13 protein-coding genes are annotated in these 15,874 nt (G+C 45.9%); 3 read left to right on the forward strand and 10 right to left on the reverse strand.

The genetic code is table 11. The annotated features are described in order from the left end of the window. The first annotated feature begins 26 nt into the window (after nt 1-26). Nucleotides 27-1,238 (forward strand): phosphoserine phosphatase RsbP, encoded by a 1,212-nt coding sequence (gene rsbP, locus SB658_RS12305; protein WP_041850517.1) that lies wholly within the window; start codon nt 27-29, stop codon nt 1,236-1,238. 53 nt (nt 1,239-1,291) lie between these two features. On the opposite strand, the gene ganB is transcribed toward rsbP, so the two are convergent. From ganB to lutR, 7 genes are all read right to left on the reverse strand, one after another. Next, a complete protein-coding gene (gene ganB / locus SB658_RS12310; RefSeq protein WP_021480636.1) occupies nt 1,292-2,581 on the reverse strand; it encodes an arabinogalactan endo-beta-1,4-galactanase in 1,290 nt (429 codons plus the stop codon). A 79-nt stretch (nt 2,582-2,660) separates the two neighbouring features. Continuing rightward, on the reverse strand, nt 2,661-4,724 hold the full coding sequence (gene ganA, locus SB658_RS12315; protein WP_144500523.1) for a beta-galactosidase GanA: 2,064 nt from the start codon (nt 4,722-4,724) through the stop codon (nt 2,661-2,663). An 18-nt stretch (nt 4,725-4,742) separates the two neighbouring features. Beyond that, on the reverse strand, nt 4,743-5,594 hold the full coding sequence (gene ganQ / locus SB658_RS12320; RefSeq protein ID WP_014478026.1) for a galactooligosaccharide ABC transporter permease GanQ: 852 nt from the start codon (nt 5,592-5,594) through the stop codon (nt 4,743-4,745). A gap of 3 nt (nt 5,595-5,597) precedes the next feature. Further along, nucleotides 5,598-6,854 carry a galactooligosaccharide ABC transporter permease GanP gene (gene ganP / locus SB658_RS12325; protein WP_015714738.1) on the reverse strand — a complete coding sequence of 419 codons (1,257 nt, stop codon included), beginning with the start codon at nt 6,852-6,854 and terminating at the stop codon, nt 5,598-5,600. A 39-nt stretch (nt 6,855-6,893) separates the two neighbouring features. Beyond that, nucleotides 6,894-8,159: an arabinogalactan oligomer ABC transporter substrate-binding protein GanS gene (gene ganS, locus SB658_RS12330; protein WP_144500522.1), complete on the reverse strand. Its 1,266-nt coding sequence runs from the start codon at nt 8,157-8,159 to the stop codon at nt 6,894-6,896. A 134-nt stretch (nt 8,160-8,293) separates the two neighbouring features. Next, nucleotides 8,294-9,292: a galactan degradation operon transcriptional regulator GanR gene (ganR, locus tag SB658_RS12335; RefSeq protein WP_021480639.1), complete on the reverse strand. Its 999-nt coding sequence runs from the start codon at nt 9,290-9,292 to the stop codon at nt 8,294-8,296. Between the two features lie 179 nt (nt 9,293-9,471). Then, a complete protein-coding gene (gene lutR / locus SB658_RS12340) occupies nt 9,472-10,194 on the reverse strand; it encodes an L-lactate utilization/bacilysin biosynthesis transcriptional regulator LutR (RefSeq protein ID WP_021480640.1) in 723 nt (240 codons plus the stop codon). Between the two features lie 227 nt (nt 10,195-10,421). Here lutR and lutP point away from each other — a divergent pair, with 227 nt between their 5' ends. After that, nucleotides 10,422-12,113, forward strand: coding sequence for an L-lactate permease LutP (lutP, locus tag SB658_RS12345; protein ID WP_015714740.1), 1,692 nt, complete (start codon nt 10,422-10,424; stop codon nt 12,111-12,113). A gap of 26 nt (nt 12,114-12,139) precedes the next feature. On the opposite strand, the gene rpoN is transcribed toward lutP, so the two are convergent. Continuing rightward, nucleotides 12,140-13,450 carry an RNA polymerase factor sigma-54 gene (gene rpoN, locus SB658_RS12350; RefSeq protein WP_128740740.1) on the reverse strand — a complete coding sequence of 437 codons (1,311 nt, stop codon included), beginning with the start codon at nt 13,448-13,450 and terminating at the stop codon, nt 12,140-12,142. A gap of 78 nt (nt 13,451-13,528) precedes the next feature. Between rpoN and yvfG the strand changes: the two genes are divergently transcribed. Further along, the gene (yvfG, locus tag SB658_RS12355) at nt 13,529-13,747 is read left to right on the forward strand and encodes a protein YvfG (protein ID WP_003219905.1); all 219 of its coding nucleotides are present in this window, start codon (nt 13,529-13,531) and stop codon (nt 13,745-13,747) included. 9 nt (nt 13,748-13,756) lie between these two features. Here yvfG and SB658_RS12360 read toward each other — a convergent pair whose 3' ends face one another. Beyond that, on the reverse strand, nt 13,757-14,725 hold the full coding sequence (locus SB658_RS12360) for a polysaccharide pyruvyl transferase family protein (protein WP_077671056.1): 969 nt from the start codon (nt 14,723-14,725) through the stop codon (nt 13,757-13,759). Next, nucleotides 14,704-15,870: a DegT/DnrJ/EryC1/StrS family aminotransferase gene (locus tag SB658_RS12365; protein WP_144500521.1), complete on the reverse strand. Its 1,167-nt coding sequence runs from the start codon at nt 15,868-15,870 to the stop codon at nt 14,704-14,706. Before SB658_RS12365 ends, SB658_RS12360 begins: the two co-directional genes overlap by 22 nt. Nucleotides 15,871-15,874: the final 4 nt, after the last annotated feature.

The raw sequence follows: 15,874 nt of genomic DNA on the forward strand, positions 1-15,874 counted from the left end.
GAAAGGGATAGAGGTGACCCTCTTAGATGGACAAACAATTGAATGATGCACCATGCGGTTTCCTCGCTTTGTCAGAAGAGGGGTCGATCATAGCTGCCAACCGCACCCTTATCAAGATTCTGGATTATGAACCGGAGCAGGTTATCGGCCAGCACATGAATATGATGTTGACCATTCCCGCGCAGCTTTTCTGCCAGCTTTATTTTTTTCCGCTTTTGAAATTGGAGCATCACATCGAAGAAATATACATTTCCCTGAAAGCAAGAGATGGAGAAGAAATTCCCGTCCTTATCAATGCTATTGCGAGACACGATAGCGGGGCTTCTGTCTTTGATTGTGTTCTGATTCCAATGCGAAAGCGAAATGAATATGAAAATGAGCTGCTGATAGCCAGAAATGAGGCTCAGGAAGCTTTGCTTGCCAAACAGAAAGCCAATGCGGAGTTAGAAATTGCCTTGGAAACGCTGAAAGCAAAACAAGAAGAACTTCTTGAGATCAATAAACAAAATCAACAATTTAAATTAAACACCAAAAGAGAGCTTGAACTCGCCAGAAAGATCCAGAAAAACTCGTTGACTGAACCGATTGTAAACGATCAGGTTCAGATTGACTCTTATTACAACGCATCGAGTGAATTGTCAGGTGATCTTTACGGATATTATCAAATCGATGAACACCGTTACGGCATTATTATCCTTGATGTGATGGGGCACGGAATTTCATCTGCATTGATTACGATGTCTCTTCATCCTTTGTTCCAGCGCCAGATCACGCAAGGTCTCAGCCCCGTTAAAGTTATGAAGGAATTGGACCGGCACCTTCACAGCTTGTTTCAAAATGATGAGGAAGCAAGACATTATTGCACTGCTATTTATCTCGAGATTGATATAGCACGGCAAAGAATTGATTATGTCAACGCAGGGCATCCGCCGGCACTTTGGCAGGACGATAGCGGAACTCAACATCTGCTTCACGCGACTTCACCTCCGATCGGGTTGTTTGAAGACTTAGAGTTTCAGTCAAGCAGCCTTTCATACACGGAGGATGGAAGATTGCTTCTGTATACGGATGGCGTGATGGATCCTACGGCTTCATGTTATTTATTTGATTTACTAAAGGATCATCCTGATTCGCCAATCGCTGACCTGAAGGAGAAAATCCTTACATCACTGCAGCATCAAAAGGAAGCTCATCATAAGAGTGATGACGAATGTTTTATATTAGTTGATGTAAAATAAAATGATCCATGAGACATAACAATGATTTGTTACATCTCATGGATTTTTTTGTTTCAGCGTTTCTTTGGAATATGTCCTGACTCCGCATATTGAAACACCTGCAAGGAAGGCAGCGGGTGTCCATTAAAATCAAATAAAGCTTGATTATCTACAGCACTTCCCCCATACCACTTCCCGGCGTCTTCAGGGTCGTATTCAGCAGCATAGCTGGACGCCCACCCTGACCCGTATGTTTCCCATAACACTTTGTTTTTCTCTATCTGTGTCTTCGGCCCGACTGGAATCCACGCCGGCTCCCAGTAGAAAACACCAAGTCCTGCTTTGCCCGTATTCGCCACTGCCTCCATTACATCTCTTACTGCAGTTGCCTGGCCTTGAACAGAAATTGGATATGGCAGCGTCTGCCCGCTTTTTGGTGCTGTATTTCCATGCCCATCGCCATCCTCAGCGGTATAGGTGTACGATGTCTCCGCCACCATGACTTTTTTGCCGTACGTATTGGCAACAGCCTTCAGCACGGAGGTCAAATTTTGTAATGTGCCATGCCAGAAAGGATAATAGGAGCTCGCAAACACATCATAATCCACTTTGTTTTTGCTGAGTGTTTCCGCAATAAATGAATACCTTCCAGCAGTTTCAGGATTGGTAAAATGCAGGGCGACCAAAATATTTGAATTTGTCTCCCTGACCGCTCGGCTTCCTTCATTAAATAATTGGCACATCTTCGTCCAATCAGTCTCACCGGCAAATCCTCCTGTTGTTTCATTTCCGACCTGAACCATGCCGATGTCAACGCCTTCCTTGATCATCTTTTGCAGGCTTTGTTTCGTATACTCATAGAGCTTTGCTTTTTTTGCTTCAAAGCTGAGATTCGCCCAGGCTTTGGGCACCTTTTGTTTCGCTGGATCGGCCCAGAAATCAGAGTAGTGAAAGTCGGCCAGCACCTTCATTCCGTTCGCTGTCGCTCTTTTTCCGATTTCGATGGCTTTTTGAACATCATTGTTTCCCCCGCCATACCCGTTGCCATTTGAATCATACGGGTGATTCCAGATGCGGACGCGAACATAGTTGACCCCAGCCTGTTTTAAAGTTGTAAAGATATCCTGGCGTTTTCCGCTTGTATTGTAAAAGGTGACACCGCTGTTTTCCAAAGCAATAACGCTGGATACATCTGCCCCTTTGATAAAGTCCTTGTTCATCCCCTCTACTTTTTTAACAAAAAGATCCTCTGCCCGAAGCTCTGACACGTGCTTCTCCTTCTCAATGGCAGCGGCATATCCTGTTGAACTACATGCACTCCACACGATGGCAGCCGCAAAGAACATTTTCACTTTGCTTTTCATGATTTCATCCCCCCAAGACTTAGTAAGCGTTTTCACTCTATAGAAAAAAGAATCCGCCCATATCGAGCGGAGCATCAGCCTAATGTGTGTTTACGACAATTCTCACTTCATACTTTTCCATCGTCAGGTCGCCTGACAATATGTCTCCTGTCATTATGTCCTTCACACTCTGATCAAACGTGACCAGCTGTTTTTCTTCCGTGAAATTCATGACAAAAATATAATCATTGTCCTGATCCTGCCTCGCTTGTACGGAGACGCCTTTTCCGTGCCGAACCGGAAAAACTGGAGAAAGAGACAGGTCTGTGATCAGACCCTCATAGAAATCACGCTGAAATTGATCCTCCAAACGCGCGCCGATAAAATACGCCTTGCCCTGCTGATACTCATGGCTTGTGACCGCTGGCGTGCGCGCATAAAAATCTTCTTGATACACCGCTTCCACTGAAGCTGTCTTTACATCAATCACGGTTGCATAATCCTTCATTTCATATATTTGGCTGCGGTAGCTGACAGCGTTTCGATCCTTCGGATACAGGGTGTCCGTTTCAAGAGGCTCAACTCCAAATATAGCTTGAAGATCCGGATGCCATCCGCCTGTGTATGTTAAGTCATGCTCATTCACAACCCCGCTGATATACGTCATGACTAAGGTGCCGCCATCAGCCGTAAACGCTTTTAAACGGGAAATGGTGTCCTCGCTGATTAAATACAGCATCGGGACGATCAGCAGTTTATATGGTGAAAAGTCTTGTTCTTTCGTGATGACGTCGACAGGGATATCGTGTTCCCAGAATGTGCGGTAATGCTGCTGAAGCGTTTGCGGATAACGTTTTGTCGCCTTCGCAAACCCCTGAGCATCCTCGAGCGCCCAATGATTTTCCCAGTCATATAAAATCGCGGTTTGAGCCGGCCTCTTCGTTCCGACAACTTCGGACAGCCGTTCCAATGTCTCGCCTACCTTGGCCACTTCTTGAAAGACGCGGTTCTTCGGGCTATTGTCATGATCCACAACCGCTCCGTGTAATTTTTCTGATGACCCCCGTGATTTGCGGTATTGGAAATAGAGAACGCTGTCCGAGCCGTGGGCAATCATTTGCATGGATGACAGCAGATTCATGCCCGGGCGCTTTGCCTTGTTGACGTTATGCCAATTGACCGCGCTTGGCGTACACTCCATTAATAAGAAGGGCTGCTGCTTCAAGCTTCGGTACAGATCATTGATAAAGCCGACCTTCATCGCCAAATCAGCTGTGCTTTCCCAGTTATTGTGCCAGACAGGATAAGCGTCCCAGCTGATGACATCGACATGCTTTGCAAATTTGCTGTAGTCGAGGCCCTGATACGGGATCAAATCCGGTGTGTCAGCCATAAAATTCGTTGTGATAGGGATATCAGGCGTCAATTCTTTCAGCGGAATGATTTCATTTTTATAAAACGAAATCGTTTGATCGGTGACGAACCGGCGCCAATCTAAATTCAGGCCATGCAAGCCATTTTCACCGATCGGCGAAGGGCTTTCAATTTGTGACCAGTCATTGAACGTATGGCTCCAAAAAGGGGTCCACCACGCATGGTTCAATGTCTTGAGGCTGTTGTCATATTTCGATTTCAGCCACTCCCGGAAAGCATGCTGGCATAGATCACAGTGGCAATCTCCCCCGTATTCGTTTGAAATGTGCCACATTAACAGCGCCGGGTGATGTCCGTATCGTTCTGCTAATAAGCGGTTGATGTGCCGTGTTTTTTCTCGGTAGACTTTAGATGTGAGGCAGTGGTTGTGCCTTCCGCCGTGCAGCTGTTTGACGCGGGAGGCATTGACGCGCAAAACTTCCGGATAGGTTTGCGACAGCCAGGCCGGACGGGCTCCGCTCGGCGTTGCTAATATGACCCGGCCGCCTATACTGTGAATCCGCTCAAAAATATCATCCAGCCATTCAAATTGATATACGCCCTCCTCCGGCTCAAGTGCGCTCCATGCAAAAATGCCGACAGAAAACGTATTCGTATGAGAAAGCTTCATCAGTTTGATATCGTCAGCTAAAATATCGGGCCGATCCAGCCACTGATCGGGGTTGTAGTCTCCCCCATGGAGCATAAATTTTGCTTTTGTTACGTGCGTTTTTTCAAGCTTTGACATCACATTCTCCTCCTTGTTCTCTTAGCCCTTCGTTCCGCCTGCGGTTAATCCGGACACAAAATTCTTTTGCAGCATAATAAAGATGACGGCAACCGGTATGCTGATAAGCAGGGCTCCGGCCGCAAATGTCGTATAGCTGGCCCCCATGACATCATTCACTAAATTGAATAGACCGACGGGCAATGTATATGATTCAGGCGTTCTCAATATGGTTGAGGACAGCACAAAATCTCCGAGCGGACCGGTAAAGCCGTTCATGGCCACGACTGCCGCCATCGGTTTTGATAATGGCAGAATGATCTGGAAGAAGATTCTGGTGCTGCTGGCTCCGTCAATCTTGGCGCTTTCGTCTAAATCCATCGGAATGGAATCCATGTACCCTTTCATCAAATACGTATTCATCGGGATCAGGCCGCCGATATAAAGCAAGATTAGCAGCCAGTGGCTATTGATCATTCCCAAGATTTGCGCCAGCACAAACAAGGCAATTAAAGCTGAAAACTGAGGAATCATCTGCAGCAATAAAAAGAGCGTTAAAGCGTATTTCCTCCCTTTAAACCGAAAGCGCGAAAACGCATAGGCCGTAAACGTCACACAGAGCAAAGACCCTGCCATTGTAAACAGGCTGATCTTCATAGAGTTGACATACCACTGCACATATTGAAGGCTTTCCTTGCCCGCAAATAATTCCTTGTAATGATCGAATGTCGGATGCTTCGGAATGATGGATGTACTGATTAAGCTGTTGCCGGGATTAAAGCTTGCGCCTGCCGTCCAAAGGAGAGGATAAACAATGATGACCGCCATAAAGGCTAGCAACAAGTAAGAGAAAAGGAGACGGATATATTTTCTGACTTTCATATCTGCCAGCATACCTTATGCCCCCTCTTTAAAAGACTTTGTCTGTCTGAATTGCCACAATGCGATGGAGATAACAAATACAGATAATAAAATGGTTAAAGCCGCAGCAAGAGAATATTGACTGGACTGCATTGTCAATTTATAAATCCATGAAACGAGGATATCTGTCCCGCCGGCTGTTGATCCGGTTACAGCCGGACCTCCACCATTGAATAGATAGATAATATTAAAGTTATTAAAGTTAAACGTAAACTGAGTAATGATAATCGGAGCCATTGCAATGAACACCATCGGAAGCGTGATGTATCTCAGCTTTGAAAAGACAGAAGCGCCATCAATCGTAGCTGCTTCATACAGATCGTCCGGGATGGATTGCAATACGCCTGTTGAGACGAGAAAGATGTACGGAAATCCGAGCCAGCCCTGCATGAGAATCAACGCAAGCCTCGACCAATTGGCATCTGTCATCCACGGAAGCGGATCTATCCCAAAGAAAGCCAAGATGTCGTGATTCATCGCACCGAAGCTATCATTAAACAGTCCCGCAAAAATTAAAATCGTCACAAAACCGGGAACGGCCCATGGCAAAATCAGAATGGTCCGAAAAAAACGTTTAAACCGAAGGTCTTTCTGGTTAACAATGATCGCGAGAAAAATCCCCAAGCTGACTTGCAGTGTGGATGCAGCAAGTGTCCAAACCACCGTCCAAGCCAGTACATCAAAAAAAGTCGACCTCCAAATATCAACTGTGAAAATATTTGCGAACGTTTGAAAACCGACCCAATCAATTAATTTTGCAGGAGGAGAATGATACAAATCATAGTTTGTAAACGCTAATGCAAAGCTGAATAAGATAGGAAAGATCACGGCGAAAATTAAAATAAACAAAGATGGGCCGCTGACGACATAAGGATAGCCCTCAGAAATGATATGCTGGTATTGTTCCTTTAAGGAACTTAATGGCTTATTTTCATCACGCTGTTTTCCGCTTTGGAACGCATCGCGAAGATTTACATAATACACCGCAAGGCCAAAGCAGGTCACGATGACAGCAATAATCCCTTCCGCCAGCAGAAAAACGGAATTATCCCGCGGCACTTCTGTTCCCAGTGTAAAGATTCCCCAAAACCCCATATTGAGCAGATCTCCAAAGACCGCAAAAAACGATGCGCCTAAGAAAAGAAAGACAATACCTTTTATCCATTGCTTGTTATAAAATTGCCCGAGTCCCGGAATGATAGAAAGCAACAAAGCGACTTGACGATGCTGCACCGTTTTCACCTCTCTTACAATACAAATCTAGCTTTCTCTTTATTTTCCGCTGTGCTTTGCCTTAATTTGTCCTTTGGCCGTTTCAGCTGCTTGATCCAATGCTTGTTTCGGATCTGCCTTCCCTGTTGCAACCGTCTGTAATGCTGAATCAGCCGGCGTCCATATTTCATTCATTTCCGGAATATTTGGTGTTGGCTCTGAGAAACGGGATTGTTCAGTAACAGCCCGTGCCGCCTCGCTTTTCATAATAGCCGGGTCATTGGCTAGGGATTTCACAGCAGGAACTTCTTTCGTTTCTTCATATCGTGTTTTAGAATTTTTTTCATTTGCCAGGAAAACGGCTAATTCTTGCGCCAGCTCTTCATTCTTTGAAAATGCACTAACGTTGTAGCTTTTGACGCCGATAAAGGAGCTCATGTTTTTCCCATTTTCCAGCTTCGGCAGTTTCGTAATGCCATAATTGATTCCTGCTTTCGAAAAAGCTTCTACATTCCATGGCCCAGAAATAATTGCGGCGGCTTTTCCTTCTGTGAACAGCGATTCCAATACGTTAATCCCTTGTTCTCCAATAATGCCAGCCGGGAACAGGCCATCTTTGTAAAACTTCTGAATCAGCGCCGCACCTTTGACAGCTCCTTTATTATTGATTCCAATGTCTGACGGGTTATAGCTCCCATCTTTGGCCTTTCCAAAAATGTATCCGCCATATCCGCTCATCACACTTTCTGCATAATAAATTTGATCAAATAGGGCTAAAAAGCCAAATTTGCTGCCATTAGCAGCCTTTTTGGAATAGTCGTACCACTCTTCCAGCGTTTTGGGCAATTCCTTTTCGGAGATGAGATCTTTGTTGTAAAAAAGGACAGTCGTTTCGACCGCTTTTGGCAGTCCATAAAGCTTTTGATCTACCATTTGAGACTGAATGGAAGCGTCAGTATAAAGTGATTGAACGTCTTTTTTGACATGTAATTCCTTGAGTAATCCTTCCGTGACAGCGGTTCCGATTTGGTCCCCTGGCATTGTTAACACGTCAGGGCCTGTGCCGGCCGGTCCGTCCATTCGCAAATCTTCAATCTGCTTAGCATACGGTTTTTCAACGACTTTGACCTTCACATCATGCTCTTTTTCAAACGCAGCAACGGCGTCTTTAATGCCGATGCTCTTTTCTTTATCCTCCCATACAACAAGCTCTGACCCTTTTGAACTCGATTTGGCGCTGCTGCTTTCCTTTGGGCCGCAAGCCGCCAAGGATAAACTGACAGCTGCGCAGAGCATGAATACGGAACACTTTTTTGCCATTTTCATTGATTGTCACCCTTTCGGTAGGAATGAAAGCGCTTTAAAGATAATATAGCACGCCTGAGAAAATGTGTAAACAAACTATTTACCTCTCAAAGTAAATTTTTTTACCCAAATAAAAAATGACTTAGTGTCCTAAGTCATCCTTCATTCATACTCTTCCTGACGATTAATTCTGCGCCCACATATAATGTTTTTACCGTTCTTCTCTTGTCCTGCACTTGTTCAAGCAGTAATTGAACAGCATTTTTACATAATTCATGTATATCAATATGAAACGTCGTCAGAGGAGGCGAGACATACTTCGCGAAGCTGATGTTGTTGATACTCACAATGCTTACCCTGTTTGGTATGGCAATTCCTTTTTCGTTCAGGGCTTGCAGACAGCCCACTGCAATCGGGTCCGCTGCAATCATAAAAGCAGTCGGAAGCTGATCGCCTAATGTGTCGATCGCTGCTGACATCAGGCGGTAGCCGTTTTCTACAGAGAATCCGCGATGACAGAAAATATAGCGCTCGTCCAGCATGGCTTTTTCCCTCATATAGGATCTGAAGGTTTGTTCACGGATGTCCATTTCGTCCTGATTGGTATTCGGATTTTTGTATGTGCCGCCGATAAAACCGATGCTCTTATGCCCCTTCTCAGTCAGGATGTTTACCGTCTTCTTTGTCATTTGTGCCAAATCGGGCCTTACCGAATCAAAATGATCGGGATCAGGAGTTGAATCGATGAACACGCCATTTTCAGTGAGATTTCTGAGGAAAGCCAGCTCTTCATCTGAAAATGTGCCAACGGCAATAAACCCTTCCGTATGTTCAGGAATGCTCTCGATTCCATCCGCTATTTTATAAGTGGTCATATCGACATTGAATGCTTTCGCCAGTTTCTCTACTTCTAATCTCATCGTTTTAAAATAGACATCTTCTAATTCTTCTTTATCTGTCAGCCAATATAAAAACGCAATATGTTTCACCAGCGGCCTTACTGTTTTTTTGCGGTAATTGAGCTTTTCCGCCGCTTCATAGATTTTCTCCCGTGTCTCATCAGGAACAGAAAGGCTTTCATCGTTATTTAAAACGCGGGAAACGGTTGAGATTGAAAATCCCGCTTCCTGCGCGATATCTTTAATTGTCGCCATTGTATCTGCCTCCATTATTCAGCTCGGATTGTTTTAGTAAAATATTTTACTTTATTTTTCACAAATGTCAAGTGCACAAAGCCCTCTGGCTTCCATGTAAAAAGACTGAACCATTTGCGGCTCAGTCTCAGTTGTTCGTATCATTCGGAACCGGCGGAATTGCCCGGGAAATGAGTTGGTTATTGCACATTTTCCTCGAAATATCCCGAAAGCACATCTTCCACATTCGTCAAATGCGCCAGCATGGCGGCTTCCGCCTGTACACCGTTCCCGGCAGCCACAGCATTGTAAATCCGTTCGTGCTCCTCATACAGCCGCTGAACGGAGGTCTTCTTGGAAAACAGCCAGATTTTCCTCGTTTCCCTCATTGTTTCCAGCAGCAATGATGACACGTGATTCATCAAGTGTTTAAGAAGTTCATTTTGAGAAGCGTCCGCAAGCGCAAGATGAAATGCGAAGTCTGCTTTCTCTCCCAGCTCCCCGTCCGCTTCAATGCTGCCCATTTCCTTTAGTGCATCCTGAATTCTTTCGAGATCTGCTTCTGTCCTTTTTTCAGCCGCTAGTGAAGCCACGCCGATTTCAAGCAGTTTTCTGACCTCGAGCAGCTGCTTGACGTCCTCTTTTTTCATCAGAAGGGCCGCTGAGAGCGGCTGAGAGATTTGATTGAGCTCAAATTCCTTCAGATACGTGCCTTCTCCCTGTTTCATTTCGACAAGCCCCATCGCTTTTAGCGCAGAAAGTGCTTCGCGAACCGCTGAACGGCTGACTTGAAAGCTCTCAGCAAGCGCCTGAACAGAGTCCAGTTTATCCCCCGGCTTCAATTCGCCGTTTTTGATCATATCTAATAGGGCATCTGCTACTTCTTCATATATTTTTTTTGTTTTAATCTGTTTGTATTTCAATGCAATTCACCCCGTAACTTGTAGGTCTGGCTGTTTACGATCTATTATACTCTGTTTTGTGGGCCGCCAAAAGATTTTGACTATTTTGTCAAAAAGTCTTGTACTTTGATTTTTTTCAAAATATAATGCTAGGTAACTGGTCTTATTACCCAGTCATCAGATGATCATATCATCTATAGAAACCGCTTACATATGGCGCCAGTTTATGTTTCAAGGAGGGGTTTGGGATGCAATGGACACAGGCATATACGCCTATAGGGGGAAATTTGCTATTATCAGCGCTTGCCGCACTTGTACCGATTATTTTCTTTTTTTGGGCACTCGCGATTAAACGGATGAAGGGGTATACAGCTGGCTTGGCCACATTGGGGATCGCCCTTATTATTGCTGTATTGGTTTATCGTATGCCGGCGGAAAAAGCGCTGATGTCCGCGACACAAGGAGCCGTATACGGATTGTTGCCGATCGGCTGGATCATTGTGACGTCTGTTTTTTTGTATAAAATCACTGTGAAAACGGGACAGTTTGATATCATTCGCAGCTCTGTTCTCTCGATTACTGATGACCGACGGCTTCAAGCTCTCTTGATCGCTTTTTCATTCGGGGCTTTTTTAGAAGGGGCAGCAGGCTTCGGAGCGCCGGTCGCCATTTCTGCCGCGCTGCTGGTCGGTCTCGGCTTTAATCCTCTTTATGCTGCGGGGATCTGTTTGATCGCCAATACGGCGCCGGTTGCCTTTGGGGCAATTGGGATTCCAATTACAGCCGTAGAAGGGCCGACAGGGATTCCGGCGATGGAGATTTCGCAAATGGTCGGGCGGCAGCTGCCGTTTTTATCCGTATTTATTCCTCTTTATTTAATCATCATCATGAGCGGGTTCAGGAAAGCCTTGGAGGTCTGGCCGGCGATTCTCGTATCCGGTGTTTCCTTTGCTGTTGTTCAATATCTCAGTTCCAATTTTTTAGGGCCTGAGCTGCCCGATGTTTTGTCAGCTCTTGTTTCAATGGCTGCACTTGCTGTGTTTTTGAAATGGTGGAAGCCGAAAACAACATTCCGGTTTGCCGGTGAACAAGAGTCGGCCGCCTCAATTGAAACGGCGCGCACAAATCCGGCGGCGCCTGCGTACAGCGGCGGACAGATTTTTAAGGCTTGGTCGCCATTTCTGCTGCTGACGGCGATGATTTCCGTATGGGGCATTCCATCTGTCAAATCTGCACTAACCGGGCATTATGAAGGCTCTGCGGTGTTCTTGAAGTGGCTGAATGCTGTTGGAGAAAAACTGACTTTTGCCCCCGGTGTGCCTTTTTTGAACAATCAGATTGTCAATGCTGACGGTACGCCGATTGAGGCGGTTTACAAGCTTGAGGTGCTTGGTTCAGCCGGCACCGCGATATTGATTGCCGCAGTGCTGTCAAAGTTCATCACGGCGATTTCGTGGAAAGACTGGGGAACCGTTTTTAAAGAAACAGTCCAGGAATTGAAGCTTCCGATTTTGACCATCGCTTCTGTCGTTGGTTTTGCCTATGTCACCAACTCCTCGGGAATGAGCACGACACTCGGGATGACACTCGCGCTGACAGGTTCGATGTTTACCTTCTTTTCGCCCGTCCTCGGCTGGCTCGGCGTCTTCATTACCGGCTCGGATACTTCCGCCAACCTGCTGTTCGGCAACCTGCAGAAAGTCACCGCATTATCAGTCGGCATGGACCCCGTTCTGTCTGTGGCCGCCAACTCTTCAGGCGGTGTCACAGGAAAAATGATTTCACCGCAGTCGATAGCGGTGGCGTGCGCCGCGGTAGGACTCGCCGGAAAGGAGTCAGATCTTTTCCGCTTTACCATTAAACACAGTCTGTTTTTGCTGCTGCTCGTTTGTATCATCACCTTTTTGCAGCATCACGTATTCAGCTGGATGATTCCTTAAAAAAATCCTCCCGTCTAGGGAGGATTTTATTTATATCGCTTTCTCGCTGCCGATGACGGAATATTCATTTGATCACGATATTTTGCCACGGTGCGTCTCGAGATTTGGATGCCGTGTTGTTCATACAGCAAATCGACAAGCTTTTGATCTGAAAGCGGTTTTGTTTTGTCCTCTTGATTGATCAGGTCTTCCAGATGCGTTTTGACTGCATAATTCGACGCATCTCCATCACCTGAAGCCTCGGCTTTTGCTGAGAAAAAGAGTTTCATCTCAAACAGCCCGTAAGGCGTTTGTATTGTTTTCCCTTTAATGGCCCGGCTCACAGTTGATTCATGAAGGCTTAGACAGTCCGCCACCTCTCTGAGAGTCAGCGGCTTCATTGCGCTTCGCCCTTTCAGAAAGAAATCCTTTTGGCGTGTGATCAGTTCATTGATAATTCTCGTGATTGTCTGTTTTCGCTGCCGCAGCGCGCGGCTCAGCCAGCGCCACTCCTGATATTTCGCAGATAAATAGGAGACAGTATCCTGACAGGAGCCGGATGATAAAAGCGTTCTGTACTGCGGATGCAGATCGATCTCGGGAAACGAGCGGGTATTCAGTTCCGCTGCGATGTGCCCGTTTTTTACAGTGATAAAAATGTCAGGCTCAATATACACATCTTGCTCTGGCCGGGCAAACAGAAGGCCAGGTCTAGGATGAAGAGCCGCGATATCATCTGAGATATCTTGAATGGTATGAAGCGGAATTCCCGTCTCTACTGAAAGCGCTTTCCATTTTTTTTGCGCAAAAGCATCAAAATGAGCTGAAACCAGCATTTCTGCTTGTTCATTTCTGTTCGGCAGCCGCTGTAATTGAAGAAGGATGCATTCCTGCAAAGATCTCGCACCGATTCCAGCCGGTTCTAATGACTGGAGTTTTGCCAAAACAGCCTCCGCTTCCTTGGCCGATACAGATAATCGCCGTGCTGCCTCCTCTATATCTTCTTCCAAGTACCCGTTTGAATCAAGCGAATGAATCAGATAATTAAAAATCTTTTTTTCAGTGTTTGTCAGATTCATATCGAGTGACTGCTGTTTTAACGCATCCTGCAATGTTTTTTGCGGATTACTTAATTGAAGGCCCGCTTCCTGTGCATTCATCCTGTTTTTGTTTGTTTTATGGTAAGATAGTGGCGGTGTGTCTGTTTCCTTTCGTTCAATAAGAGGGTTTTCCAGTGAGAGCTCATCAATGTACTCGGCGAGTTCTGCCGAATGATAGCCAAGCAGTGTGATGGCCTGCCTGAGCTCCTGTGTCAGTTGAGGCTTTAATACTTGTACTTGCTGAAGTTTCATATCCATCATGCTCACTCCCCTTTCTTCATTGTACATGATTGAGATCACACCGTATACATTTATGAAAAAGGAGCTGCCAAAGAAATGTCTGAACTTTTTTCCGTCCCTTATTTTATTGAGAATTTAAAACAGCATATTGAAATGAATCAGTCTGAGGATAAAATCCACGCGATGAACAGCTACTACCGTTCCGTTGTTTCAACACTAGTGCAGGACCAGCTGACGAAAAACGCAGTTGTCCTGAAACGGATTCAGCATTTAGATGAAGCATACAACAAAGTCAAACGTGGAGAATCAAAATAAACCTTCCGCTCACATGTGAGCAGGAAGGTTTTCCTTCTTTGAGGCGTGCTGGATGAGCCGGGTGCCTGGCACTCCTTCCATCCAGGTATGAAAGTAATTGGCGTTTTTCCCATAGGAATTATCAATGACCGTGTTTTCTTTTTGAAGAAGAGCGGACAAGATGTGTCCGTGCAGCCTTGACGTTTCCACCGATTCGTAACGGCTGAAAAACCGAATGGCTTTTTGGACGATATAATCCGAGTATTTTCCCCATATATACGCAATGGGCAAAGGGTTGCCTGCTTTTTTATTCAGGACGTTCAGCGTTTGGAGAAAAGCAATCGTCCGGCGGTCTGAAGCTGACAGCACCGTGCGCCAGTCGTAGCTTTCCGCTTCTGTGTGTTCCTGAAGCGCCTGGTTTGCTTCATGATCTGTTCGGATAAATCTCAGCTTTTGATTGGACGGCTGCTGCGTGGGAATGACGGGAAACAGCTGATGAGCCATATCAGGCAGAAGCTGAATATGATTTTTTGAAAAATAAGCCTGTGCCGTAGCATAGGAGGCTTTTTCCCTTGTCATGATGTGAAGGTTCGCATGCTTAGAAAATATCTCTGCCGTCCGTTTGAGGTTGTCTTTGTTTTGAAAATAAATCGATTGCGGCAGGATCACAATTTTGTGGTTCGGATAGGTTTGGACGATTTTCTCTCTAAAGCCTTGATAATACGGATACAGATCCCCGAAGTTTCCGCCTCCCTGGCAGACGATGATGAGATTAGGATCCAGCTTTCGCCCGACTGGAAAATTGTCAGGATTCCAGCGTTTTCTGACCCGAATCCCGTGTTCTTTAAAGAAGGCTTCTGTTCCTTTCATAATAAATAAATCCCCTACATTCCCATATAGAGGATAGTCAGCATATATAATCTCTGATTGTTTCGGAATGACGTCGAACAGCCCGGACAGTTTCTGTTTCAGGCTGATCATCGAATGCTTGCTGTCCATTTCTTCACCTCGGCAGTTTGGAATAAGTGCAGTAGCACTTCAATGACCCGGTCTTGCTCATCTTCTGTCATATTGGACCCCGATGGGAGACAGATTCCTCGCTTGAACAAATCTTCGCATACGCTTCCTGTATCTTCATGAGAATAAAATAAAGCCGGATCGAACAGCGGCTGGGTATGGAGCGGCTTCCACAGCGGACGGGCTTCAATGTTTTCTTCAGCAAGACGTTGAACTACGTCATATGGGCTGAGCCCGTTATCAAGTGTGAGCGTGGTGAGCCAGCGATTGGATACGCCTGCTGCGTACTCCGGCATAAAGCGGACGCCGGCTATGTGACCGAGCGCATTTTTGTATCTCGTGAAAATGTTCCTTCTTTTCTCCACTCGCTCATCCAGCACCTCAAGCTGGGCAATGCCGACGCCGGCTAAGATATTGCTCAGCGTGTAATTATGTCCAATTTGACTGTGCTGGTAATGAACAGCCGGCTCTCGTGCCTGCGAAGCGAGAAATCTTGCTTTTTCAATTGCTGCTTCATCATTTGAAACGAGCATCCCTCCCCCTGATGTGGTAATGATTTTGTTCCCGTTAAATGAAAAAATGCCGAAGCGCCCGAAAGTTCCGCTTTGCTTCCCTTTATAGACTGTGCCGAGAGATTCGGCTGCGTCCTCAATGACAGGAACTCCGTATGCATCACACAGGCTTACGATTTCATCCATTTTCGCGCTCTGCCCATATAGATTGACGGCAATCACCGCTTTTGGCAGTGTTCCATTTCTTTTCGCTTCCTCCAATGCTCTTTCAAGGGCTGTCGGCGACATATTCCACGTATCAGGCTCAGAATCAATAAAGACGGGCACCGCTTTTTCATATAGAATCGGATTGGCGGTTGCTACAAATGTGAAGGACTGGCAAAACACGCTGTCACCTTCTTTTACCTCAAGTAAACGCAGCGCGAGATGAATCGCCGCCGTTCCTGAGCTGACCGCAGCAGCTGCTTTTACACCGACTCGTTCTGCCAGCTGTTCTTCAAATGAATTCACGAGCGGCCCAAGCGGCGCAATCCAGTTTGAGCGAAAGGCTTCTGAAATATAGTGCTGCTCCCTGCCGCTCATATGAGGGGGAGATAAGTAGATTTTTTTATGCATAGAA

This window comes from Bacillus sp. SIMBA_008 (assembly GCF_046535495.1).
Taxonomy (GTDB): Bacteria; Bacillota; Bacilli; order Bacillales; family Bacillaceae; genus Bacillus; species Bacillus subtilis.

Coding starts and splice junctions, on each gene's coding strand:
- rsbP (WP_041850517.1), top strand. CDS start 27: ATGGACAAACAATTGAATGATGCACCATGCGGTTTCCTCGCTTTGTCA.
- ganB (WP_021480636.1), bottom strand. CDS start 2,581: ATGAAAAGCAAAGTGAAAATGTTCTTTGCGGCTGCCATCGTGTGGAGT.
- ganQ (WP_014478026.1), bottom strand. CDS start 5,594: ATGCTGGCAGATATGAAAGTCAGAAAATATATCCGTCTCCTTTTCTCT.
- ganS (WP_144500522.1), bottom strand. CDS start 8,159: ATGAAAATGGCAAAAAAGTGTTCCGTATTCATGCTCTGCGCAGCTGTC.
- ganR (WP_021480639.1), bottom strand. CDS start 9,292: ATGGCGACAATTAAAGATATCGCGCAGGAAGCGGGATTTTCAATCTCA.
- lutP (WP_015714740.1), top strand. CDS start 10,422: ATGCAATGGACACAGGCATATACGCCTATAGGGGGAAATTTGCTATTA.
- rpoN (WP_128740740.1), bottom strand. CDS start 13,450: ATGGATATGAAACTTCAGCAAGTACAAGTATTAAAGCCTCAACTGACA.
- yvfG (WP_003219905.1), top strand. CDS start 13,529: ATGTCTGAACTTTTTTCCGTCCCTTATTTTATTGAGAATTTAAAACAG.
- SB658_RS12360 (WP_077671056.1), bottom strand. CDS start 14,725: ATGGACAGCAAGCATTCGATGATCAGCCTGAAACAGAAACTGTCCGGG.
- SB658_RS12365 (WP_144500521.1), bottom strand. CDS start 15,870: ATGCATAAAAAAATCTACTTATCTCCCCCTCATATGAGCGGCAGGGAG.